This is a genomic window from Streptomyces sp. NPDC001920, from assembly GCF_053594495.1.
In genome coordinates, this window is record NZ_JBSFEP010000002.1 from 194,793 (window position 1) to 217,279 (window position 22,487).

Sequence of the window (22,487 nt, forward strand, 5' to 3'; positions counted from 1 at the left end):
TCCCACTCTGTCATCGCTTGCTCGGGTACGGCTGTCGTCGGTCATCAGATCGAAACCTGCGGGGTCTGTTGCTGGTCGGCATGCCCAGGTCAGAATCTACGCGCGTTGTTGACCGTTCCCGCTGGGAGATGCACTCATGCCCTTGAACCGTCGGAAGTTCCTGAAGAAGTCAGCCGTGACCGGAGCGGGGGTGGCGGTGGCCGGTGCGGTGGGTGCTCCGGCGGCTCAGGCCGCCGAGACGGCGAAGGGTTCTCGGCCCAGGAAGCGGTACGCGCTGACCGTGATGGGCACGACCGACCTGCACGGCAACATCTTCAACTGGGACTATTTCAAGGACGCGGAGTACGCCGACGCCAAGGGCAACGCGAAGGGGCTGGCGCGGGTCTCGACGCTGGTGAACCAGGTCCGTGCGGAGAAGGGCCGGCGTAACACGCTGCTCATCGACGCCGGTGACACGATCCAGGGGACCCCGCTGACGTACTACTACGCGAAGGTCGATCCGATCACCGCCAAGGGTGGTCCGGTGCACCCGATGGCGGCGGCGATGAACGCGATCGGGTACGACGCCGTGGCGCTCGGGAACCACGAGTTCAACTACGGCATCGAGACGCTGCGCAAGTTCGAGGACCAGTGCGATTTCCCGCTGCTGGGTGCGAACGCGTTGGACGCGAAGACGCTGAAGCCCGCTTTCCCGCCGTACTTCATCAAGAAGTTCCATGTGCCGGGTGCCCCGCCGGTGAAGGTCGCCGTGCTCGGTCTGACGAACCCGGGCATCGCGATCTGGGACAAGGCGTACGTCGAGGGCAAGATGGTGTTCCCGGGTCTGGAGGAGCAGGCCGCGAAGTGGGTGCCGAAGCTGCGCTCGATGGGCGCGGACGTGGTGGTCGTGTCGGCGCACTCGGGTTCGTCGGGGACGTCGTCCTACGGTGACCAGCTGCCGTACATCGAGAACTCGGCGGCGCTGGTGGCCCAGCAGGTGCCGGGCATCGACGCGATCCTCGTCGGGCATGCGCACACGGAGATCGCGGAGCTGCTGGTCACGAACGAGAAGACGGGCCGTACGGTCGTGCTGTCCGAGCCGCTGTGCTTCGCGCAGAGGCTGTCGTTGTTCGACTTCGAGCTGGTCCTGGAGAAGGGCTGCTGGAAGGTCGAGTCGGTGAAGGCGACGGTGCGTGACTCGAAGACGGTCGCCGACGACCCGAAGATCACCAAGCTGCTGAAGGACGACCACGACATCGTCGTGGAGTACGTCAACCAGGTCGTCGGCACGGCGACGGAGACGCTGACGACGGTCGAGGCCCGTTACAAGGACGCCCCGATCATCGATCTGATCACCAAGGTCCAGGAGGACGTGGTCAAGGCGGCGCTGGCCGGCACGGAGTACGCCTCGTTGCCGGTCCTCTCCCAGGCGTCCCCGTTCTCGCGCACGTCCGCGATCCCGGCCGGTGACGTGACGATCCGGGACCTGTCGAGCCTGTACGTGTACGACAACACGCTGGTCGCCAAGTTGATGACGGGCGCGCAGCTCAAGGCGTATCTGGAGTATTCGGCGGAGTACTTCGTGCAGACGGCGCCGGGTACGGCGGTCGAGGTGGACAAGCTGACGAACGCCGGTGGCCGCCCGGACTACAACTACGACTACGTGTCGGGTCTGTCGTACGAGATCGACATCGCCCAGGCGGCGGGTTCCCGGATCAAGAACCTGACATACAACGGTGCGGCCCTCGACGGTGCCCAGAAGTTCGTGTTCGCCGTGAACAACTACCGGGCCAACGGCGGCGGGGCGTTCCCGCATGTGGCGTCGGCCCAGGAGCTGTGGGCTGAGTCGACGGAGATCCGCACGCGGATCGCGGAGTGGGTGACCGCGAAGGGCGTGCTGGACCCGAAGGAGTTCGCGTCGGTGGACTGGAAGCTCACGCGGAACGGCACGCCGGTGTTCTAGGGCCCGCGACGCCCGGCATGATCCGAAACACAGGCCCTGGTCCGGGGGCTGTGCGGTGAAGCCTCAGATCCCGTCCATGAGTGGTGTCAGCTCCATCGGCTGGCGCGCGGCCGGGATCCGGGGCTTTTGCTGTTGCAGGCCGAAGCTGGTGAAGGCGGTACGGGTGGGGAGGGCGTAGGTCTCCTTGCCGGTGACGGAGTTGAGGATGCTGGCGCTGCGCCAGGCGGCGAGGCCGAGGTCGGGGGTGCCGACGCCGTGGGTGTGGCGTTCGGCGTTCTGGACGTGCACGTGGCAGCCGGAGCCGCTGACGGAGGGGTCCATGACCAGGCGGTACTGGTCGTCGATGCGGGGGCGTTCCTGGTTGTCGCGGCGCAGGTAGGGGTCGAGGCCGGCGAGCAGGCGGTCGAGGGGGCGTTCGCGGTAGCCGGTGGCCAGGACGACGGCGCCGGTGGTCAGGCGTGAGCGGGTGTTCTGGTGGATGTGTTCCAGGTGGAGTTCGACCTTGGTCGTGGCGATCCGGCCGCCGGTGCGGACGTGGACGCCGGGGGTGAGGACGGTGTCGGGCCAGCCGCCGTCGAGGGTGCGGCGGTAGAGCTCGTCGTGGATGGCGGCGAGGGTGCCGGCGTCGATGCCCTTGTGGAGTTGCCACTGGGAGGCGACGAGCTTGTCTCGGACGGGTTCGGCGAGGGCGTGGAAGTAGCGGGTGTAGTCGGGGGTGAAGTGTTCCAGGCCGAGCTTGGAGTACTCCATGGGCGCGAAGGCCTCGGTGCGGCCGAGCCAGTGGAGTCTTTCGCGGCCGGCGGGGCGGCGGCGCAGGAGGTCCAGGAAGACCTCGGCGCCGGACTGTCCCGATCCGATGACGGTGATGTGCTCGGCGGCCAGGAGTCTTTCGCGGTGGTCGAGGTAGTCGGCGGCGTGGATGACGGGGACGTGGGGTGCTTCGACGAGGGGTTTGAGGGGGTCGGGGACGTAGGGCTCGGTGCCGATGCCCAGGACGATGTTCTTGGTGTAGGTGCGGCCGAGGGCTTCGGCGTCCCCGTCGGGGGCGAGCTGGGTGAAGTCGACTTCGAAGACGTCGCGTTCGGGGTTGAAGCGGACGGCGTCGACCTGGTGTCCGAAGTGCAGTGCGGGGAGGTTCTCGCAGACCCAGCGGCAGTAGGCGTCGTACTCGGCGCGCTGGATGTGGAAGCGCTCGGCGAAGTAGAAGGGGAAGAGCCGGTCGCGGGTCTTGAGGTAGTTGAGGAAGGACCAGGGGCTGGCGGGGTCGGCGAGTGTGACGAGGTCGGCGAGGAAGGGGACCTGGATGCGGGCGCCGTCGATCATGAGGCCGGGGTGCCAGACGAAGGAGGGGCGCTGCTCGTAGAAGACGGCGTCGAGTTCGGTGAGGGGGTGGGCGAGGGCGGCGAGGGAGAGGTTGAACGGGCCGATGCCGATGCCGACGAGGTCGCGGGGGGCGTCGGGGTCGTGGTGCGGGTGGTTCTGTGACGTGTTCTCTGGGTGGCTGTGGGGGCTCATCCGGGGGTGTTTCCTTCCACCAGTTTCAGGAGCGCGTCCAGGTCGTCGGGGCGCGTGCGGGGGTTGAGGAACGTGGCCTTGAGCCACAGGCGCCCGTCTGACCGGGCCCGCCCGAGGACGGCGCGGCCGTCGGTGAGGAGCCTTCGGCGTACGGCGGCGACGGCGTCGTCGGTGGTGTGTGCGGGCCGGAACAGGACGGTGCTGATGGTGGGCGGGTCGAGGAGTTCGAACCCGGGGTGGCGGTGGACGAGGGCGGCGAAGGCGTGTGCCGTGTCGCAGACGTGCTCGACGAGTCGGCCGAGGCCGTCTCGGCCGAGGGTGCGCAGGGTGACGGCGATCTTGAGGGCGTCGGGGCGGCGGCTGGTGCGCAGTGACCGTCCGAGCAGGTCGGGCAGGCCGGCCTCGGTGTCGTCGTCGGCGTTGAGGTAGTCGGCGCGGTGGTGGAGGACGGTGAGGTCGCGCGGGTCGCGGACGGCGAGGAGGCCCGCGGCGACGGGCTGCCAGCCGAACTTGTGCAGGTCTAGGGCGACGGTGTCGGCGGCGTCGAGGCCGGTGAGCCGGTCGCGGTACCGGTCGCTGAACAGCAGGCCCCCGCCGTAGGCGGCGTCGACGTGGAGCCGGGCGCCGTGGGCGGCGCACCGGGCGGCGATGTCCGGGAGGGGGTCGATGAGCCCGGCGTCGGTGCTGCCCGCGGTGGCGGCGACCAGGAGTGAGCCGGGCGGCCCGGCCAGCCGTGTGAGGGCTTCGTCGAGGGCGACGGGGTCGAGCGTCCCGGCCGGGGCGGGTACGACGACCGGCTCGGGCATGCCGAGCAGCCAGGCGGCCCGGGGCAGCGAGTGGTGCGCGTTCGCCCCGTGGACGAGCCGCACACCGCCGCCGTGAGCCTCCCGCGCGAGGAGCAGGGCGAGTTGGTTGGACTCGGTGCCGCCGGTGGTGACGAGGGCGGCGGAACGGGGGCTTCGTGGGGCGGCGGAACGGGGGCTTCGTGGGGCGGCGTGGAGGGCGGGGGTGCCGATGACCGGGCGGGCCTGCGGGGCAGCGGCGGCTTCCCCGCAGACAGGGGTGTCGCGGGTCGGACCGGCCTGCGGGGCAGCGGCCCCGAGCGCGGAGGCATCGGGAGGCATACCCACCTGCGCGGCAACGGCCGCGAACCGAAGCGCGGAGGCATCGGGAAGCGGGGCGGTCCGCGGGGCAGCGGCGGCCACCTCGCAGGCGGGGGCGTCGCGGGCCGGACCCGCCTGTGAAGCGCTCGCAGCGGCCCGGGGCGCGGCAGCGTCGGGAGGCGAGCAAGCCTGCGTAGCGGCAGCCACCTCGGGGGCGGGGGTGTCGGGGGCCGGGCCCTCGTGGAAAGCGGTCGCGGTGCCTCGGGTGGCGGAGGGGGCGAGGAGCGCTCCGGGCTGGGCGGTGGGGGTGAAGACCTCTCGGGCGAGTGTGTCCGTCACCAGGGCTTCCAGCTCTGCCGCGCCGGGTGCCTGGTCCCAGGAGTCCAGGGACGGGTTGAGGGCGGAGGCGGCGAGGTCGGCGGCGGTGGCGAGGGCGAGGGGCGGGCAGTGCAGGTGGGCGGTGCACAGGGGGTCGGCGGGGTCGGCGGCGCCCTCGGCGAGGGCGCGGACGAGGTGGTGGAGGGCGTTCGGGTCGCCCCGGTCCGGCAGGACGTCACCGACCGCGGCCCGCAGGCGCGCGGCGACCGCCTCCGGGCCGCCCGACGGCAGCGGTCCCCCGCGCGCCCGGGCGCCCTCGGTCAGCGCGTCGAGGACGGTGTCGAGCAAGGGCCGCAGGGCGCGGGGGCCTTCCGGGCCTGAAGCGAGCGACGGCGGTGCGCTCATCGTGTCCTCCCGGGCGCTGGGCAAGAAGGACTTCCAGCTTGTACGCGGATGAGGCGTGGCGCCCGAAAAGCCCAACGACTGGAACCCGAAAGGGGGAACTCGCGTGCGGGGAAAGCGTGTCGGGGGTGGTGTGGCGGGAGTGGCGGAGTAGGGGGTCGTCGTCGCGGGTCCGTCGAACCCGGGCGGCCCGGGAGGCGACGACCCCCTCCGTGTCGCCGCGGCTAGGCTTCCTGGCCCTCCCGTACCCGCAGCGCCCGTGCCAGGTCGTCGAGTTGGTCGACGAGCTTGCGGCGCAGCGCGGGGATCGGCTCGCTGTCGCGCAGGCACTCCTCGCCCAGTCGGAGGGCGTCGGCGTCGACGGCGTGGGCGGGGAAGGCGTAGCGGCCCGCGGCGTCGGCGATGGCGGGGCCCCGCCGGGCGGCGACGGTGACCGCGTCGGTGTAGTAGCGCGGCACGTACTGCCGTACCAGTTCCGCCTGTTCGGGCTGCCAGAAGCCCTGCGCGGTGGCGGTGAAGAGGTAGTTGGACAGGTCGGCGGTCTCGTCCGTGGTGAACATGGCGGCCCAGGCCCGCGCCTTGGCCTCCTCGTCGGGCAGGGCTGCCCGGCAGCGGGCGGCGCCTTCCTGGCCGGTGGCGCTGGGGTCGCGCTCCAGTTCGGCGGCGATCTCCGCCTCGTCGACGGCGCCGAGGACGGCGAGGCGGCTCAGGACGCGCCAGCGCAGCTCGGGGTCGAGTTCGGGTCCGCCGGGCACGGTGCCGTCGGCCAGCCAGGCGGCGATGGTGTCGGGGTGGGCGGCGACGTCGATGAAGTGCCGTACGGCGATCAGTCGCAGGCCGGGGTTGTCGCCGTCCTCGGTGCGGCGGATGAGGTCGCGGCACAGGGCGGAGAGCGTGGCCAGGGCGGCGGGTCGCGTCTCGGCCGGGAGGTAGCGGTCGGCGACGGAGGCCGTGGCGAAGGCGAGGACGCCTTCGACGATGGCGAGGTCGGTCTCGTGCGGCAGGTGGGTGCGGGCGGTCTCCAGGTAGGCGCCGGGGGGCAGTTCGCCGTCGCGTACGGCGTCTCGCAGGGCGTTCCAGACGACCGCGCGGGTGAGTGGTGTGGGCAGGCCGGACAGGCTGGTGCGGACGGTCTGGAAGGACTCGGGGTCGAAGCGGACCTTGGCGTAGGTCAGGTCGCCGTCGTTGAGCAGCAGCAGGGCGGGGCGCTTGCCGATGGGCTGCGGGGCCGTGAGCGGTACGTCGAGGTCCAGGCGTTCGCGCAGCACGAGGTGGCCTTGGTTGTCACCGAGGTCCAGGTCGTACAGGCCGGCGGCGATGCGGTGGGGGCGGCTGCCGGTGTGGTCGACGGTGAGGGTGTAGGTGCCGTTCTCGCCGCGTGTGACGGCCGGGGTGAGGGTGTCGACGCCGGTGGTGCGCAGCCAGGTGTCGGCCCAGGCGTGGACGTCGCGGTCGGTGGCGGCGGCCAGGGAGTCGATGAAGTCGGCGAGGGTGGCGTTGGCGAACCTGTGCCGGGCGAAGTGGGTGTTGATGCCGGCGAGGAAGTCCTTCTCGCCGAGCCAGGCGACCAGCTGGCGCAGCGCCGAGGCGCCCTTGGCGTAGGAGATGCCGTCGAAGTTGAGCAGGGCCGCGGCGGTGTCGTCGACGGCTTCGGGGGCGACGGGGTGGGTGGAGGGTCGCTGGTCGGCGTCGTAGCCCCAGGCCTTGCGGGCGACGCCGAAGTCGGTCCAGGTGTCGTGGAAGCGGGTGGCTTCGGCGCAGGTCTGGTAGCCCATGTACTCGGCGAAGGACTCGTTCAGCCAGATGTCGTCCCACCAGCGCAGGGTGACCAGGTCGCCGAACCACATGTGGGCCATCTCGTGGGCGATGACCATGGCGCGGGTCTGGCGTTCGGTGTCGGTGACGGCGGAGCGGTAGACGAACTCGTCGCGGAAGGTGACCAGTCCGGGGTTCTCCATGGCGCCGGCGTTGAACTCGGGGACGAAGGCCTGGTCGTAGGAGTCGAACGGGTAGGGCTCCTCGAACTTCTCGTGGAAGCGGTCGAAGCAGGCGCGGGTGACCTCGATGAGTTCGTCGGCGTCGGTGTCGAGGTAGGGGGCGAGGGAGCGGCGGCAGTGCAGGCCGAAGGGCAGGCCGCGGTGTTCGGTGCGTACGGAGTGCCAGGGGCCGGCGGCGACGGCGACGAGGTAGGTGGAGATCAGCGGGGTGGGTGCGGCGTGCCAGTGGCCGTCGCCGAGGTGTTCGGTGATGCCGTTGGCGAGGACGGTCCAGCCTTCGGGGGCCTTGACGGACAGGTCGAAGACGGCCTTGAGGTCGGGCTGGTCGAAGGCGGCGAAGACGCGCTGCACGTCCTCCATGAACAGCTGGGTGTAGACGTAGGTCTCGCCGTCGCTGGGGTCGGTGAAGCGGTGCATGCCCTCGCCGGTGCGGGAGTAGCGCATGGCCGCGTCGACGCGCAGTTCGTGCTCACCGGGGGTGAGGTTCTTCAGGGGCAGCCGGTTCTCGTCCAGGGTCCGCGGATCGAGGGGTTGTCCGTCCAGCGTGACGGAGCGCAGCTCGGCCGGCTTGATCTCGACGAAGGTGTCCGTGTCCGCTTGGTCCGCGCGCTTGGTGAACTGGATGAGGGTGCGGGAGTCGAACGTCTCGTCCCCGGTGGTCAGGTCGAGTTCGATCGTGTAGCGGTGGACGTCGAGGAGACGGGCACGGATCTGCGCTTCGTCGCGCGTGAGTACGGACATGCAGGACATGCTGCCTGATGGCAGTCACGGCGCACAGGGGTGGATCAGTACGTACGTTATGTCCGGTCCGTGGCCGAGGTCTCGGCCGGGCTGTCGCGCTGCGGCGGGACGTGGACGTCGGGGTGGGGCAGGGCGGGGGCGGGGGCGGGTCTCTGGGTGCCGGGTTCGTCCTTGACGAGGGCGCGCAACTCTCGGACCTCCTGGGCCAGGGCGCGCTGGCGCTGGTAGGAGTCGTACAGGTAGCGGACCTTGGTGCGCAGCGCCCAGGGGTCGGTGGGTTTCATGACGAGGTCGGCGACGCCGAGCCGGAAGGCGGCGGAGGTCAGTTCGTGGTCGGCGCCGAAACCGGTGAGCAGGATCACGGGTATGTGCTGGGTCTGTTCCAGGCGCCGCAGGTAGCGCACCACGTCCAGGCCGCTGACGCCGGGCATGCGGACGTCCAGGAGCAGCAGGCCGACCTGTCCGCGGAGCACCTGCTTGAGCGCCTCGTCGCCGCTGGTGGCTCGGGCGAGCCGGTAGCCCAGCGGGGCCAGGGCGCTCTCCAGGGCGTACAGCGTGTCCTCGTGGTCGTCGACGATGAGGATCTTGGCATCCGACGGCATGGCCCGACGTCCCTCCCGCTTGGACATCCAGGGTATGTCCGGGGGCGCTGACGGGGAGTGCGTGTCAGCTGACATGGAGTGCACAGCGCAGCATGCCCGGCACGGGCCGCCGTGTCACTCCTTCGGGAGGGTTGCCCGGTTCATTTCGCCGTGGGCGCAGCGCCGTTGATCGTCTCCTCGGCGATGCTCTCGTGGTGCCGGATCACCTCGCCGATGATGAAGTTGAGGAACTTCTCGGCGAAGGCCGGGTCGAGTTTGGCGTTCTCGGCGAGGGTGCGCAGGCGGGCGATCTGCCGGGTCTCGCGGGCCGGGTCGGCGGGCGGGAGCTGGTGCTTGGCCTTGAGGTGGCCGACCTGCTGGGTGCACTTGAAGCGTTCGGCGAGCATGTGGACGACGGCCGCGTCGATGTTGTCGATGCTGTCGCGCAGCCGGGCGAGCTCGTCACGGACGGCGGGGTCGATGTCACCGCCGGACGGGTTGCTGGTGGTCATGGGGGTTCAGCCTACGGGAGCCTTGGTGAGCTGGTCGTTCCCGCCGATCGAGGGAGGACCGCGGGGGCCGGGGCGTGGGTGCTTCGGCTCGCCGGGGGCGGGGTGGCCCGGTGCGGCGGGGAAGCGGACGGGAGCCGTGCCTCAGCGGTGGGAGGGACGGGCGCCGGTCGCGGGGGCGAGGGCGGTGCCGACCCGGCGCCGGGCGACGGGCGCACGGCCCCGTGGGCCGGCGGCTGGGAACGGACGGTGCCCCGAGGCCGTGGCGGGGACACCGTCACGGTGTGGGGCGCCGGTGACGACCGTGTGGAACTACCGGGCCGGACAGGTGGGTTGGTGTGCGGTGGGCGGCTTCCGGTTCGGCCGTCACGGGACCGCGGGCCCGCTGCACTCGCCGTGCCCCCCAGCCCTGCGGCGCGGGAGGCGGTCGACGAGGCGCGGAGGCCGCGGGTACGGAAGACGGCCCGGTGCGGGGCCGGCGAAGCCGGTGCCCTCGTCCGCCGGGCCGTCTGACGCACCCCTGGTGCGGCGGTCGCCTACAGGGCGCTCGCCGCGCGGGCTATGTCCTTGGCGAAGTGGCTCACCTCGGTGTAGATGCCGGGCACGCCGGTGCGGGCGCAGCCGTCGCCCCAGCTGACTATGCCGACCTGGATCCACTTGTTCGCGTCGTCCTTGCGGAACATGGGGCCGCCGGAGTCGCCCTGGCAGGTGTCGATGCCGCCGCGCTGCCAGCCGGCGCACAGTTCCTCCTTCGACACCAGCCGGTTTCCGTAGTGGCGCTTGCAGGTGCGGTCGGCGACGAAGGGAACGGTGGCCTTGCGGAGCTTGGTCGTGCCCGTGTTGGCTCCTTCCTTCGTGTCGCCCCACCCGGCGATCGTGAACATGCCGCGGTTGTAGCGGTCAGTGGTCGCGATCTTCAGCGTCGGCTTGTCGATGGGCCGGGCGAGCTTGATCAGCGCCCAGTCCTTGCCCTCGCCGTTGTAGCCCGGGGCCATCTTGACCTTGGTCGACCTGACCTTGATCGCGGAGGACGAGTTGAGGTCGTTCACCCCGGCGGTGACGGTGATGCTGGTGTCGTTGCCGGACCCGTTCATGCAGTGGGCGGCGGTCAGGACGACGTCCTTCTTGTAGAGCGCCCCGCCGCAGCCCATCGACAGATGGACCATGAACGGGAACTCGCTCTGCGCGGCGGGCGTTCCACCGACGATGCGGGTGGACGCGGCGTTCGCGCTGAGGGGCTGGAGGGAGGCGACCGCGAGGGCGACGGCACCGACGGCCGCCGCTCTCTTGGCCAGGGTCATGCCGCTTCTCTTCGGCAGGCTGTGTGTCAACATACGTCCTTTCATGGCGTGTTGAGCGGCCCGCAGTATGAAGATCAGGTGGCATGTCTGACAAGGACCGATCTCACGTCCCGGGTGTGGAACCTCGCCGGGGAATTTCCCCTCCCCTCCCCGTAGAGTGGAATCGGGTTCAAGGCGCCTTGGGGGTACGGCCGTGGCGAACGGCGGACCGGTCCAGCACGGCTTCCCGCACCTGGAGACGGTGCGGGCCTCGATCACCGCGCTCTACCGGCGCCTGTCGTACGACACCATTCGCACGTTCGCGACCAGCGTGGCGCCGGCCGACGTGGCGTTCTGCGACACCGACGACCTGTATCTGGGCTCGCAGCGGGTGGCCCACGAACTGGTGCGGCACTACCGTCTCCCGGACGCCCGGATGATCGTCAGCTTCCGTGAGATGACGCATGCCGCGAACGTCGAACTCGCCGCCGGGCCCGAGTACTTCGTCGAGCTGAACGACCGTTTCCGCACCCATCGGCGCGACATCGGGGCGGCCCTCGCCCACGAGGTGATGCACGTGTACCTGCACCGCCTCGACCTGTCCTTCGCCGGCACGCGGGACAACGAGGTCCTCACGGACACGGCGACGACGTACCTGGGCGCGGGCTGGCTGCTCCTGGACGCCTACCGGGAGGACGCGGCCTCCTCGCAGAAGCTGGGGTATCTGACGCCGGAGGAGTTCGGGTACGTCCTGGCCAAGCGGGCGCTGGCCTTCGCCGAGGACCCGTCGGTGTGGTTCACCAGCCCGCAGGCGTACACGGCGTACGGCAAGGGCATGGCCGAGGCCCGCCGTGACGAGGAGCAGCCCCCGCTGACGGCGGCGGGGTGGGCGGGCCGCCGCCGCTACGCCCGCGATCGGCGCCACGCCCAGGACCACGGGGTCGGCCCCCGCCCAGGGGCGCCGTACGCCTTCACCCCGGACGGACACGGGCGGGGTCCGCTGCGGGTGTCGTTCCGCTGCCCGACCTGTCAGCAGCTAATCCGGGTGCCGGTGCGGGGCAGGGTCAGGGCGCGGTGCGGGTTGTGCCGGACGGTGCTGGAGTGCGACACCTAGGGTCTGTCGTTTGGATCATGCCTGCGCCAGGCCCTGGGCGGCGCCCGCCCGGTCAGTGGTGGTCGCCGCCGGTGATTTCGCGGTGTTCCTCCACCGTGGGCTTGGCGATGTACGCGGTCGGCCCGAACATGGCCCGCGCCAGCCTGGCCCGCACCCGGTGGGACGGTTTGATCCGGCGCCGGACGCCGTTCGCGTCGACGCCTGGGCCGGTCTCGTAGGGGTGGGGCTGCTCGTGCTGGGTGAGGGTGAACAGCTGCGCCTGCGAGAGCTGCTCGTGCACCTCGACGTACTCGCCCTGCGGCAGCCGTTTGATGGTGCCCGTCTCCCTGCCGTGCAGTACCTTCTCCCGGTCCCGGCGCTGGAGCCCGAGACAGATGCGCTTGGTGACCATGAAGGTCACGACCGGCGCCACGAACACCGCGATCCGCACGAACCATGTGATCGCGTTGATGGACAGATGCAGATGGGTGGCCACGATGTCGTTGCCGCCACCGATCAGCAGCACGGCGTAGAGGCTCAGCCAGGCCGCGCCCAGGCCGGTGCGCACGGGCATGTTCCGCGGCCGGTCGAGGATGTGGTGCTCCCGTCTGTCGCCGGTGATCCACGCCTCCAGGAACGGGTACAGGCCGATGGCCAGCAGGATCAGCGGGAAGAGCGAGAAGGGGATGAAGACGCCCAGTGCCAGGGTGTGGCCCCAGGCGTTGATCTCCCATCCCGGCATCACCCGGATCAGTCCCTCGGAGAAGCCGAGGTACCAGTCGGGCTGGGCGCCCGTGGTCACCAGGTCCGGCCGGTAGGGCCCGAACGCCCACACCGGGTTGATGCTGGCGATGCCGCCCATGATCGCCAGTACGCCGAAGACGAGGAAGAAGAAGCCGCCCGCCTTGGCCATGTACACCGGCAGGAAGGGCATGCCGACGACCGTTTTCTGGTCGCGGCCGGGGCCCGGGTACTGGGTGTGCTTGTGGTAGAAGACCAGGATCAGGTGGGCGACCACCAGCCCGAGCATGATCCCGGGCAGCAGCAGGATGTGGATCGGGTAGAGCCGGGCGATGAAGTCCTCGCCGGGGAACTCCCCGCCGAAGAGGAAGAACGCCACGTACGTCCCGACGATCGGGATGGACAGGATCGCGCCGTGGGCGAACCTGAGGCCGGTGCCGGAGAGCAGGTCGTCGGGGAGGGAGTAGCCGGTCAGGCCGGTGATGATGCCGAGCATCAGCAGGGTCCAGCCGAACACCCAGTTGAGCTCGCGCGGCTTGCGGAAGGCGCCGGTGAAGAACACCCGCATCATGTGCACGAGCATGCCGGCGACGAAGACCAGGGCGGCCCAGTGGTGGATCTGCCGGATGAGCAGCCCGCCGCGCACATCGAAGCTGATGTCGAGGGTGGACTCGTACGCCCTGGTCATCAGGACGCCGTTGAGGGGCTCGTAGGTGCCGTTGTAGACGACCTCGGCGGTGCTCGGTTCGAAGAACAGGGTGAGGTAGACACCGGTCAGGATCAGCACCAGGAAGCTGTAGAGACAGACCTCGCCCAGCATGAAGGACCAGTGGTCCGGGAAGACCTTGCGCATATTGGCCTTGGCCAGCGCGTACAGGCCGAGCCGCCCGTCGGCCCAGTCGGCGACCCGCTCGCCCCTGCCGGGCGGAGCCGACCGCCGTGTCGCCGCCTGCTCGTTCTCCGATCGTGCGCCGTGCATACGTCGTCGCCTCCCCGCCGGATCAACCACAGGGTGACACGGCCGTGCGCGGTCGGCCAACGGGGCGAGCAGCCGGGTGAGCGGCCGACGCGGGCCCCTGGGCGGGCGCTACCCCCGTACGATCCCCTGCGCCCGCGCCGCCACCAGCCACTTCGGGAACTCGCCGAGCAGGCGGTCGTACAACTCGGAGTCGGGGACCTTTTGCGGCTCGGGGCCGGCGTGGAAGAAGCCGGCGTTGTCGACGACCCGCTTGTCCGGGACGGACAGCTCGTCGAGCTTGCGCAGGTACTCGAACTGTCTGCTGCCGGGGTCCCCGAAGCCGATGAACTGCCAGAACAGCGGCAGCCGTGCCGCCTTGCACAGATACCGTTCCGCCGCGAGTTTGTTGATCGGCCCGCCGTCGGTCTGGAAGACGACCAGGGCGGGCTCCCGCGCGCCGCTGTCGAGGTAGTGGTCGATGACGGCGTCCATGGCGAGGTGGTAGCTGGTCTTGCCCATGTGACCGAGCCCGGCCACGATCCGCTCGATCCGCCCCATGTGGTCGGCCAGCGCGATCTCGGTCTCGGCGTCGACGTCGGTGGAGAAGAACACCACGGGCACGGTCCCGTCGTCGTCGAAGTGCGCCGACAGCCCGAGCACCCGGTCGGCGAGCGCCTGCACGCTGCCGTCCTTGTAGTACGGCTTCATCGAGCCGGAGTAGTCGACCACCAGGTAGACCGCGGCCCGCACACCGTCCAGCCCGTTCCTGCCGAGCGACACTCCGGCGCTCTTGTACAGGTCGACCAGCGCGGGCGCGGTCTCCTCGATCTTGCTGAGACTGATCGCGGCCATATGTCTCCCCCTCACGCCACTGATGCCTGCTGAGGTTACGTCACCTTTTGACCCCGCCTCTCCCCTCCTCCACCGGGGTTCGCTATTTTGATCGCCGCCGTCCCCACCGGCTCTTCGTTCGTCCAGTCCCCTAGGAGCCGGCTGTGGAACCCGAGTCCACCAAGCCCACCGAAGCCGTGGTCACCACGTGCTACCGCCACCCGAAAGTGGAGTCCCACGTCCGCTGCACCCGATGTGAGCGGTACATCTGCCCGGACTGCATGCGGGAGGCGGCCGTCGGCCACCAGTGCGTGGAGTGCGTGAAGGAGGGCGCCCGGTCGGTGCGGCAGGCTCGGACGATCGTCGGGGGCCGGATCTCGGCCACACCGCTCGTGACCTGTGTGCTCATCGGGCTCAACGCGCTCGCCTATCTGGCCGAGGTGGTGCGACCCGAGATCCTGGACCGGTTCGCGATGGTCGGCGCCCGGCTGATCGGCCCGGACGGCGCCTCCTACCTCTACGTGTCCGACCACCCGGCGGACTTCCAGGCCGACGGCCTGGTCGCCGGGCAGTGGGACCGGCTGCTGACCAGCGGGTTCCTCCACACGCCGCCCACGGAGGGCACGTTCGGGCTGCTGCACATCGTGATGAACATGGTGGCGCTGTGGCAGCTCGGCCGGATCGTGGAGCCCATGCTCGGCCGGATCCGGTACCTCGCGCTGTACCTGCTGGCCACCCTGGGCGGCTCGGTGGCCGAGCTGCTGCTCACCGAGGCGCACGTGGAGACGGTCGGCGCGTCCGGCGCGGTCTTCGGACTCGGGGCCGCGTACTACGTCCTGGCCCGCCGGGTCGGCGCCGACATGCGCCCCGTCAACCGTTTCATGGTGTTCCTGCTGCTGTGGCTGCTCCTCTCCGCGAGCCTCACCTCCTGGCAGGGCCACCTGGGCGGGCTGCTGACGGGAGCCGCGGTGACGTTCGCCTACGCGTACGCCCCGCGTGGCCCGCGCCGGACGCCGGTCCAGGCGGCGGCGTCGGTGGGTGTGCTGGTGCTGCTGGTGGTGGCCACCGCGGTGAAGGTGTCGGAACTGACGGGCGGAGGGACGGCCCAGTGAGACGTACGAGCATCCTGCTTTTCGCGGCGGTCCCCGTCGCGCTCACCGCGGGCGCCTATTTCCTCGTGCCCACGGACTCCGCCGAGAGCCCGGCGGCACCCACCGTCGCCACGGCGCAGCAGGCCGCCCGCCAGGAGGCCAAGAGCCGTGCCGAGCAGGAGCGGTCGGCGGACGACAAGCTGATCGCGAGCCTGCCGGCCGGGCTGGCCGCCCCGGCGAAGAGGGAGCTGGCGCACCGGCTCGTCTCCAGTGCCGAGAACTCGACGCTCAACTGGCGCGGCACCTACGGTTCCATCGAGGACCTCGACGACGGCCAGGGGTACACGGCCGGCACCATCGGTTTCTGCACCGGCACCCACGACCTGCTCGCCCTGGTCGACAACTACACCAAGGACCACCCGGACAACCGGCTCGCCGAGTACCTGCCGGCGCTGCGCGAGGTGGACGGCACCGACTCGCACGAGGGGCTGGACCCGGGTTTCACCGCCGCCTGGAAGGCCGAGGCCCAAAAGCCGGCCTTCCGCGCGGCCCAGGACGCCGAGCGCGATCGCGTCTACTTCGACCCGGCGGTCCGGCTGGCCAAGCTCGACGGCCTCGGCGCGCTGGGCCAGTTCGTGTACTACGACGCGATGGTCTTCCACGGCGCAGGCATCGACGAGGACGGCTTCTACGTCCTGCGTGAACGCGCCCTGCGCAAGGCTCAGGCCCCGTCCGAGGGCGGCTCCGAGACGGCGTACCTGGACGCCTTCCTCGACGTGCGCCGCGCGGCGATGCTGGCGAAGCGCCCGAACGCCGACACCACCCGCATCGACACGGCCCAGCGGCGGTTCCTCGCCGACGGCAACCTGCGGCTGCGGACGCCGCTGGTGTGGCAGGTGTACGGGGAGACGTACCGGGTGCCCTGAGGGCTGTCCGACGGCAAGGCGACGGCGCCTGCCCAGTCGTCCGGTCGGGGACTGTGGGGCAGGCGCCGTCAGTGTTCCGTACGCCGTTGTACGGGACGTCTTTCTGGGGTGTCAGACCATCAGCGCGCGGTCCGTCGGGCGGATCGGGGCGGGCAGTTCGCTCGCGCCGGTCAGGAAGCGGTCGACGCCGCGGGCGGCCGAGCGGCCCTCCGCGATCGCCCACACGATGAGCGACTGGCCGCGGCCCGCGTCACCGGCGACGAACACGCCGGGCACGTTGGTCTGGAAGTCGGCGTCGCGGGCGATGTTGCCGCGCTCGTCGAGCTCCAGGGCGAACTGCTCGACCAGGCCGTTCTCCCGGTCGGTGCCGGTGAAGCCCATCGCGAGGGTGACCAGCTGGGCGGGGATCTTGCGCTCCGTGCCCGGCTTCGGGGTCAGCTTGCCGTCGATGAACTCGACCTCGGTGAGGTGCAGCCACTGGACGTTGCCGTCCTCGTCGCCCTCGAAGTGGGTCGTGGAGACCGAGTAGACGCGCTCGCCGCCCTCCTCGTGCGCGGAGGTGACCTTGTAGAGCATCGGGAAGGTCGGCCACGGCTGGGAGACCGGGTTCCGCTCGTCGCCCGGGCGGGGCATGATCTCCAGCTGCGTCACCGAGGCGGCGCCCTGGCGGTGGGCGGTGCCCACGCAGTCGGCGCCGGTGTCGCCACCGCCGATCACGACGACGTGCTTGCCCTCGGCCGAGATCGGGGGCGCCACGAAGTCGCCCTCCTGCACCTTGTTGGCCAGCGGCAGGTACTCCATGGCCTGGTGGATGCCCTTGAGCTCGCGCCCCGGGACAGGCAGGTCACGGGCGGTCGTCGCGCCGGCGGCGATGACGATCGCGTCGTACCGCTTCTTCAGGTCGGTCGCCTTGAGGTCGCGGCCGATCTCGATACCGGTACGGAAGCGGGTGCCCTCCGCGCGCATCTGCTCGATACGGCGGTTGATGTGCCGCTTCTCCATCTTGAACTCGGGGATGCCGTAGCGCAGGAGGCCACCGATGCGGTCCGCGCGCTCGTACACCGCCACGGTGTGGCCGGCCCGGGTCAGCTGCTGGGCGGCCGCGAGACCCGCGGGGCCCGAGCCGATGACGGCGACCGTCTTGCCGGACAGGCGCTCGGGCGCCTGCGGGGCGACGTCACCGGTCTCCCACGCCTTGTCGATGATGGAGACCTCGACGTTCTTGATGGTGACCGGCGGCTGGTTGATGCCGAGCACGCACGCCGACTCGCAGGGAGCGGGGCACAGGCGGCCCGTGAACTCCGGGAAGTTGTTCGTGGCGTGCAGGCGCTCGCTCGCCGCGGCCCAGTCCTCGCGGTAGGCGTAGTCGTTCCACTCGGGGATCAGGTTCCCCAGCGGGCAGCCGTTGTGACAGAACGGGATGCCGCAGTCCATGCACCGGCTGGCCTGCTTGCTGATGATCGGCAGCAGGGAACCGGGGACGTAGACCTCGTTCCAGTCCTTCAGCCGGACGTCCACGGGGCGGGACTTGGCGACCTCGCGGCCGTGGTTCAAAAAGCCCTTGGGATCAGCCATTGGTCGCCGCCTCCATCATCTTCTCGGTGATCTCGGTCTCGGAGAGACCGGCTCGCTCGGCGGCGTCCTTGGCGGCGAGCACTGCCTTGTACGTGCTGGGGATGATCTTGCTGAAGCGGTCCACCGCGGTGTCCCACTCGGCCAGGAGCTTCTCGGCGACCGTGGAGCCGGTCTCCTCCTGGTGACGGCGCACCACGTCGTGCAGCCACTGCTTGTCGGCCTCGTCGAGAGCCTCGACGGCGTTCACGTTGCCGACGTTGACGTTGTCCCGGTCGAGGTCGATGACGTAGGCGATGCCGCCTGACATACCGGCCGCGAAGTTGCGGCCCGTCTCGCCGAGGACCACCGCGTGACCGCCGGTCATGTACTCGCAGCCGTGGTCGCCCACGCCTTCGGAGACGACCAGCGCGCCGGAGTTGCGCACGCAGAACCGCTCGCCGGTCCGGCCGCGCAGGAACAGCTCGCCGCCGGTCGCACCGTAGGCGATGGTGTTGCCCGCGATCGTCGAGTACTCGGCGAGGTGGTCGGCGCCCCGGTCGGGACGGACGATCACACGGCCGCCGGACAGGCCCTTGCCGACGTAGTCGTTGGCGTCGCCCTCCAGGCGCAGCGTGACACCGCGCGGGAGGAAGGCGCCGAAGGACTGGCCGGCGGAGCCGGTGAAGGTGATGTCGATGGTGTCGTCGGGCAGGCCCGCGCCACCGAACTTCTTCGTCACCTCGTGGCCGAGCATGGTGCCGACCGTGCGGTTGATGTTGCGGACCTTGACCTGGGCGCGCACCGGCTGGGCGTCGGTCGCGGAGTCCGCGGCCAGCGCGTCGGCGGCGAGCTTGATCAGCTCGTTGTCGAGCGCCTTCTCCAGGCCGTGGTCCTGCTCGATCAGCTGGTGGCGCACCGCGCCCTCGGGCAGCTCGGGCACGTGGAACAGCGGCTCCAGGTCCAGGCCCTGCGCCTTCCAGTGGTTCACCGCGCGGGTCACGTCGAGGGCCTCGGCGTGGCCGACGGCCTCCTCGATGGAGCGGAAGCCCAGCTCGGCGAGGATCTCGCGGACCTCCTCGGCGATGAACTGGAAGAAGTTCACCACGTACTCGGCCTTGCCGGAGAACCGGTCCCTGAGGGTCGGGTTCTGGGTGGCGATGCCGACCGGGCAGGTGTCGAGGTGGCAGACGCGCATCATGACGCAGCCGGAGACGACGAGCGGCGCGGTCGCGAAACCGAACTCCTCGGCGCCGAGCAGGGCGGCGATGACGACGTCGCGGCCGGTCTTCAGCTGGCCGTCGGTCTGCACGACGATGCGGTCGCGCAGGCCGTTGAGCAGCAGGGTCTGCTGGGTCTCGGCGAGACCGAGCTCCCAGGGGCCGCCCGCGTGCTTCAGGCTCGTAAGAGGCGAAGCACCCGTACCGCCGTCGTGGCCGGAGATGAGCACGACGTCCGCGTGGGCCTTGGAGACACCCGCGGCGACCGTGCCGACGCCGACCTCGGAGACCAGCTTGACGTGAATGCGCGCCTGGGGGTTGGCATTCTTCAGGTCGTGGATCAGCTGGGCGAGGTCCTCGATGGAGTAGATGTCGTGGTGCGGCGGCGGGGAGATGAGGCCCACGCCCGGCGTCGAGTGACGCGTCTTGGCGACCCACGGGTAGACCTTGTGGCCGGGCAGCTGGCCGCCCTCGCCGGGCTTGGCGCCCTGGGCCATCTTGATCTGGATGTCGTCGGCGTTGACCAGGTACTCGGAGGTCACGCCGAAGCGGCCGGAGGCGACCTGCTTGATCGACGAACGGCGCGCCGGGTCGTACAGGCGCTCCGGGTCCTCGCCGCCCTCACCGGTGTTGGACTTGCCGCCCAGCTGGTTCATGGCGATGGCGAGGGTCTCGTGCGCCTCCTTGGAGATGGAGCCGTACGACATGGCGCCGGTGGAGAAGCGCTTGACGATCTCGCTGGCCGGCTCGACCTCGTCGAGGGGGATCGGCTGCCGGTCGGACTTGAAGCCGAACAGGCCGCGCAGCGTCATCAGGCGCTCGGACTGCTCGTTCACGCGGTCCGTGTACTTCTTGAAGACGTCGTAACGGCCGGTGCGCGTGGAGTGCTGGAGGCGGAAGACCGTCTCCGGGTCGAACAGGTGCGGCTCGCCCTCGCGGCGCCACTGGTACTCGCCGCCTATCTCCAGGGCGCGGTGCGCGGGCGCGATGCCGCTGGCCGGGTACGCCTTGGCGTGACGGGCGGCGACCTCCTTGGCGATGACGTCGATGCCGACGCCGCCGATCTTGGTGGCGGTGCCGTTGAAGTACTTCTCGACGAAGGCCTCGTCGAGGCCGACGGCCTCGAAGACCTGGGCGCCGCGGTAGGAGGCGACGGTCGAGATGCCCATCTTGGACATGACCTTCAGCACGCCCTTGCCCAGGGCGTAGATCAGGTTGCGGATGGCCTGCTCGGGCTCGATGCCGGGGAGGAACGTGCCCGCGCGGACCAGGTCCTCGACGGACTCCATGGCCAGGTACGGGTTGACCGCTGCGGCGCCGTAGCCGATGAGCAGGGCGACATGGTGGACCTCGCGGACGTCACCGGCCTCGACCAGCAGGCCCACCTGGGTGCGCTGCTTGGTGCGGATGAGGTGGTGGTGGACGGCCGCGGTGAGCAGCAGCGACGGGATCGGCGCGTGCTCGGCGTCGGAGTGGCGGTCCGACAGGACGATCAGGCGGGCGCCGTTGTCGATGGCGGCGTCGGCCTCGGCGCAGATCTCCTCGATGCGCGCGGCGAGGGCGTCACCGCCGCCGGAGACCCGGTAGAGGCCCGAGAGGGTCGCGGCCTTCATGCCGGGCATGTCGCCGTCGGCGTTGATGTGGATGAGCTTGGCCAGCTCGTCGTTGTCGATGACCGGGAAGGGCAGGGTCACCGAGCGGCAGGACGCGGCCGTGGGCTCCAGCAGGTTGCCCTCGGGGCCCAGCGACGAGCGCAGGGAGGTGACGAGCTCCTCGCGGATGGCGTCCAGCGGCGGGTTGGTGACCTGCGCGAACAGCTGGGTGAAGTAGTCGAAGAGCAGGCGCGGGCGCTCGCTCAGCGCGGCGATCGGCGAGTCGGTGCCCATCGAACCGATCGGCTCGGCACCGGCCTTGGCCATCGGCGCGAGGATGACGCGCAGCTCTTCCTCGGTGTAGCCGAAGGTCTGCTGGCGACGGGTGACCGAGGCGTGGGTGTGCACGATGTGCTCGCGCTCGGGCAGGTCGGACAGCTCGATCTCGCCGGCTTCCAGCCACTCGGCGTACGGGTTCTCCGCCGCGAGCTGGGCCTTGATCTCGTCGTCCTCGATGATGCGGTGCTCGGCGGTGTCCACGAGGAACATCCGGCCCGGCTGCAGGCGGCCCTTGCGGACGACCTTGGCGGGGTCGATGTCGAGGACGCCGACCTCGGAGCCGAGGACGACGAGGCCGTCGTCGGTGACCCAGTAGCGGCCGGGGCGCAGGCCGTTGCGGTCGAGCACGGCGCCGACCTGGGTGCCGTCGGTGAAGGTGACGCAGGCCGGGCCGTCCCAGGGCTCCATCATCGTGGAGTGGAACTGGTAGAAGGCGCGCCGGGCCGGGTCCATGGAGTCGTGGTTCTCCCACGCCTCCGGGATCATCATCAGCACGGAGTGCGGCAGGGAGCGGCCGCCCAGGTGCAGCAGTTCGAGGACCTCGTCGAAGGAGGCGGAGTCGGAGGCGTCCGGCGTGCAGACCGGGAAGATCCGCTCCAGCTTGTCCTGCGGGCCGAACAGGTCGGAGACCAGCTGGGACTCGCGGGCGACCATCCAGTTGCGGTTGCCCTTGACGGTGTTGATCTCACCGTTGTGCGCGACGAAGCGGTACGGGTGGGCGAGCGGCCAGCTCGGGAAGGTGTTCGTCGAGAACCGGGAGTGCACGAGCGCGATCGCGGAGGCGAAGCGGCGGTCGGACAGGTCCGGGAAGAAGGGCTCCAGCTGGCCGGTGGTCAGCATGCCCTTGTAGACGATCGTGCGGGCCGACAGCGACGGGAAGTAGACGCCGACCTCGCGCTCGGCGCGCTTGCGCAGCACGAAGGCCTTGCGGTCGAGGGCGAGCCCCGTGCTGGCACCGTCCGTCACGAAGATCTGGCGGAACGCCGGCATCGTCGACCGGGCGGTGGCGCCGAGCAGTTCGGGTGCGACGGGGACCTCGCGCCAGCCGAGGACGGTCAGGCCCTCCTCGGCGGCGATCGTCTCGATGCGTGAGACGGCCTCGGCCGTGCCGTCCTCCGGCAGGAAGGCGATGCCGACGGCGTAGCCACCGGCCGCGGGCAGCTCGAACTCGGCCACCTCGCGGAAGAAGGCGTCCGGCACCTGGGAGAGGATGCCCGCGCCGTCGCCCGAGTCGGGCTCGGAGCCGGTGGCGCCGCGGTGTTCGAGGTTGCGCAGAACGGTGAGCGCCTGCTCGACCAGCGTGTGGCTCGCCTCGCCCGTGAGGGTCGCCACGAAGCCGACGCCACAGGCGTCGTGCTCGTTGCGGGGGTCGTACATACCCTGCGCAGCAGGGCGAGCATCCATGAACGACCAGTTCTGGCCATTCGCGGAATGCTGGGACGGCTGGCGCGGCGTACGCATCGGCTCTCCCGTCGTCGTCATGTGGCATGTGCAAAGTGCCGAGGGACGACGTTGGCCCTCTGCGTGATCGCAAAATTTCGTGCAGGTTACATGATGGAACGGTTCTCGGGAACCGGGATACTCCGTTCCAACATGTGGACGCCATGGGTGTGCGGCGGGGGTCCCGCGCACCTGGCCGAAAGTATGTGGGGACCGAGCGTGACAGGTCTGTGTCCGTCGATCCAGGGGCAGGGCGAGCGTCGTCGCCCACCCCGCGAGTGCGCCCCAGGCGTCATTGCCCACAGCGCTTACGGCTC

At 70.4% G+C, this 22,487-nt stretch carries 14 protein-coding genes and 1 pseudogene; 4 read left to right on the forward strand and 11 right to left on the reverse strand.

Going from position 1 to position 22,487, the window contains the following annotated elements; genetic code table 11:
• The first annotated feature begins 136 nt into the window (after window positions 1-136).
• Window positions 137-1,942, forward strand: a complete 1,806-nt coding sequence (locus ACWCPI_RS03460; protein WP_451036512.1) for a bifunctional metallophosphatase/5'-nucleotidase — start codon at window positions 137-139, stop codon at window positions 1,940-1,942.
• A gap of 63 nt (window positions 1,943-2,005) precedes the next feature.
• Here ACWCPI_RS03460 and ACWCPI_RS03465 read toward each other — a convergent pair whose 3' ends face one another.
• The 7 genes and pseudogenes from ACWCPI_RS03465 to ACWCPI_RS03495 all read right to left on the reverse strand — a co-directional run bounded on the left by ACWCPI_RS03465 (window position 2,006) and on the right by ACWCPI_RS03495 (window position 10,409).
• A complete protein-coding gene (locus ACWCPI_RS03465) occupies window positions 2,006-3,457 on the reverse strand; it encodes a lysine N(6)-hydroxylase/L-ornithine N(5)-oxygenase family protein (protein ID WP_451036513.1) in 1,452 nt (483 codons plus the stop codon).
• Window positions 3,454-4,767 (reverse strand): aminotransferase class V-fold PLP-dependent enzyme, encoded by a 1,314-nt coding sequence (locus tag ACWCPI_RS03470; RefSeq protein ID WP_451036814.1) that lies wholly within the window; start codon window positions 4,765-4,767, stop codon window positions 3,454-3,456. Before ACWCPI_RS03470 ends, ACWCPI_RS03465 begins: the two co-directional genes overlap by 4 nt.
• 105 nt (window positions 4,768-4,872) lie before the next feature.
• Window positions 4,873-5,283 (reverse strand): annotated as a pseudogene (locus tag ACWCPI_RS03475) (aspartate aminotransferase family protein); the annotation flags it as partial.
• A gap of 221 nt (window positions 5,284-5,504) precedes the next feature.
• Window positions 5,505-8,018: an aminopeptidase N gene (gene pepN, locus ACWCPI_RS03480; protein WP_451036514.1), complete on the reverse strand. Its 2,514-nt coding sequence runs from the start codon at window positions 8,016-8,018 to the stop codon at window positions 5,505-5,507.
• Between the two features lie 56 nt (window positions 8,019-8,074).
• Window positions 8,075-8,620, reverse strand: a complete 546-nt coding sequence (locus ACWCPI_RS03485; RefSeq protein WP_451036515.1) for a response regulator — start codon at window positions 8,618-8,620, stop codon at window positions 8,075-8,077.
• Window positions 8,621-8,760: 140 nt separating this feature from the next.
• Window positions 8,761-9,111, reverse strand: a complete 351-nt coding sequence (locus ACWCPI_RS03490) for a chorismate mutase (RefSeq protein WP_388797564.1) — start codon at window positions 9,109-9,111, stop codon at window positions 8,761-8,763.
• A gap of 533 nt (window positions 9,112-9,644) precedes the next feature.
• Window positions 9,645-10,409, reverse strand: a complete 765-nt coding sequence (locus ACWCPI_RS03495) for a S1 family peptidase (RefSeq protein WP_451036516.1) — start codon at window positions 10,407-10,409, stop codon at window positions 9,645-9,647.
• A 193-nt stretch (window positions 10,410-10,602) separates the two neighbouring features.
• Between ACWCPI_RS03495 and ACWCPI_RS03500 the strand changes: the two genes are divergently transcribed.
• Window positions 10,603-11,502 (forward strand): hypothetical protein, encoded by a 900-nt coding sequence (locus ACWCPI_RS03500; RefSeq protein WP_451036517.1) that lies wholly within the window; start codon window positions 10,603-10,605, stop codon window positions 11,500-11,502.
• Between the two features lie 52 nt (window positions 11,503-11,554).
• Here the strand turns inward: ACWCPI_RS03500 and qcrB are convergent, their stop codons facing one another.
• Together qcrB and ACWCPI_RS03510 are read right to left on the reverse strand one after the other, a co-directional pair.
• The gene (qcrB, locus tag ACWCPI_RS03505) at window positions 11,555-13,201 is read right to left on the reverse strand and encodes a cytochrome bc1 complex cytochrome b subunit (protein ID WP_451036518.1); all 1,647 of its coding nucleotides are present in this window, start codon (window positions 13,199-13,201) and stop codon (window positions 11,555-11,557) included.
• Window positions 13,202-13,309: 108 nt separating this feature from the next.
• Window positions 13,310-14,032 carry a vWA domain-containing protein gene (locus ACWCPI_RS03510; protein ID WP_451036519.1) on the reverse strand — a complete coding sequence of 241 codons (723 nt, stop codon included), beginning with the start codon at window positions 14,030-14,032 and terminating at the stop codon, window positions 13,310-13,312.
• Between the two features lie 143 nt (window positions 14,033-14,175).
• On the opposite strand from ACWCPI_RS03510, the gene ACWCPI_RS03515 reads away from it, so the two are divergent.
• Together ACWCPI_RS03515 and ACWCPI_RS03520 are read left to right on the forward strand one after the other, a co-directional pair.
• Window positions 14,176-15,123, forward strand: a complete 948-nt coding sequence (locus ACWCPI_RS03515) for a rhomboid family intramembrane serine protease (protein WP_451036520.1) — start codon at window positions 14,176-14,178, stop codon at window positions 15,121-15,123.
• The gene (locus ACWCPI_RS03520; protein ID WP_451036521.1) at window positions 15,120-16,028 is read left to right on the forward strand and encodes a chitosanase; all 909 of its coding nucleotides are present in this window, start codon (window positions 15,120-15,122) and stop codon (window positions 16,026-16,028) included. Before ACWCPI_RS03515 ends, ACWCPI_RS03520 begins: the two co-directional genes overlap by 4 nt.
• A gap of 111 nt (window positions 16,029-16,139) precedes the next feature.
• Here the strand turns inward: ACWCPI_RS03520 and ACWCPI_RS03525 are convergent, their stop codons facing one another.
• Both ACWCPI_RS03525 and gltB read right to left on the reverse strand, forming a co-directional pair.
• A complete protein-coding gene (locus ACWCPI_RS03525; RefSeq protein WP_451036522.1) occupies window positions 16,140-17,603 on the reverse strand; it encodes a glutamate synthase subunit beta in 1,464 nt (487 codons plus the stop codon).
• A complete protein-coding gene (gene gltB / locus ACWCPI_RS03530; RefSeq protein ID WP_451036815.1) occupies window positions 17,596-22,191 on the reverse strand; it encodes a glutamate synthase large subunit in 4,596 nt (1,531 codons plus the stop codon). Before gltB ends, ACWCPI_RS03525 begins: the two co-directional genes overlap by 8 nt.
• Window positions 22,192-22,487 lie beyond the last annotated feature (296 nt).

What these genes read in the sequence shown, in the direction of transcription:
- ACWCPI_RS03460 (WP_451036512.1), top strand. Translation starts at nt 137, where the DNA reads ATGCCCTTGAACCGTCGGAAGTTCCTGAAGAAGTCAGCCGTGACCGGA.
- ACWCPI_RS03465 (WP_451036513.1), bottom strand. Translation starts at nt 3,457, where the DNA reads ATGAGCCCCCACAGCCACCCAGAGAACACGTCACAGAACCACCCGCAC.
- pepN (WP_451036514.1), bottom strand. Translation starts at nt 8,018, where the DNA reads ATGTCCGTACTCACGCGCGACGAAGCGCAGATCCGTGCCCGTCTCCTC.
- ACWCPI_RS03485 (WP_451036515.1), bottom strand. Translation starts at nt 8,620, where the DNA reads ATGCCGTCGGATGCCAAGATCCTCATCGTCGACGACCACGAGGACACG.
- ACWCPI_RS03490 (WP_388797564.1), bottom strand. Translation starts at nt 9,111, where the DNA reads ATGACCACCAGCAACCCGTCCGGCGGTGACATCGACCCCGCCGTCCGT.
- ACWCPI_RS03495 (WP_451036516.1), bottom strand. Translation starts at nt 10,409, where the DNA reads ATGACCCTGGCCAAGAGAGCGGCGGCCGTCGGTGCCGTCGCCCTCGCG.
- qcrB (WP_451036518.1), bottom strand. Translation starts at nt 13,201, where the DNA reads ATGCACGGCGCACGATCGGAGAACGAGCAGGCGGCGACACGGCGGTCG.
- ACWCPI_RS03510 (WP_451036519.1), bottom strand. Translation starts at nt 14,032, where the DNA reads ATGGCCGCGATCAGTCTCAGCAAGATCGAGGAGACCGCGCCCGCGCTG.
- ACWCPI_RS03525 (WP_451036522.1), bottom strand. Translation starts at nt 17,603, where the DNA reads ATGGCTGATCCCAAGGGCTTTTTGAACCACGGCCGCGAGGTCGCCAAG.
- gltB (WP_451036815.1), bottom strand. Translation starts at nt 22,191, where the DNA reads ATGCGTACGCCGCGCCAGCCGTCCCAGCATTCCGCGAATGGCCAGAAC.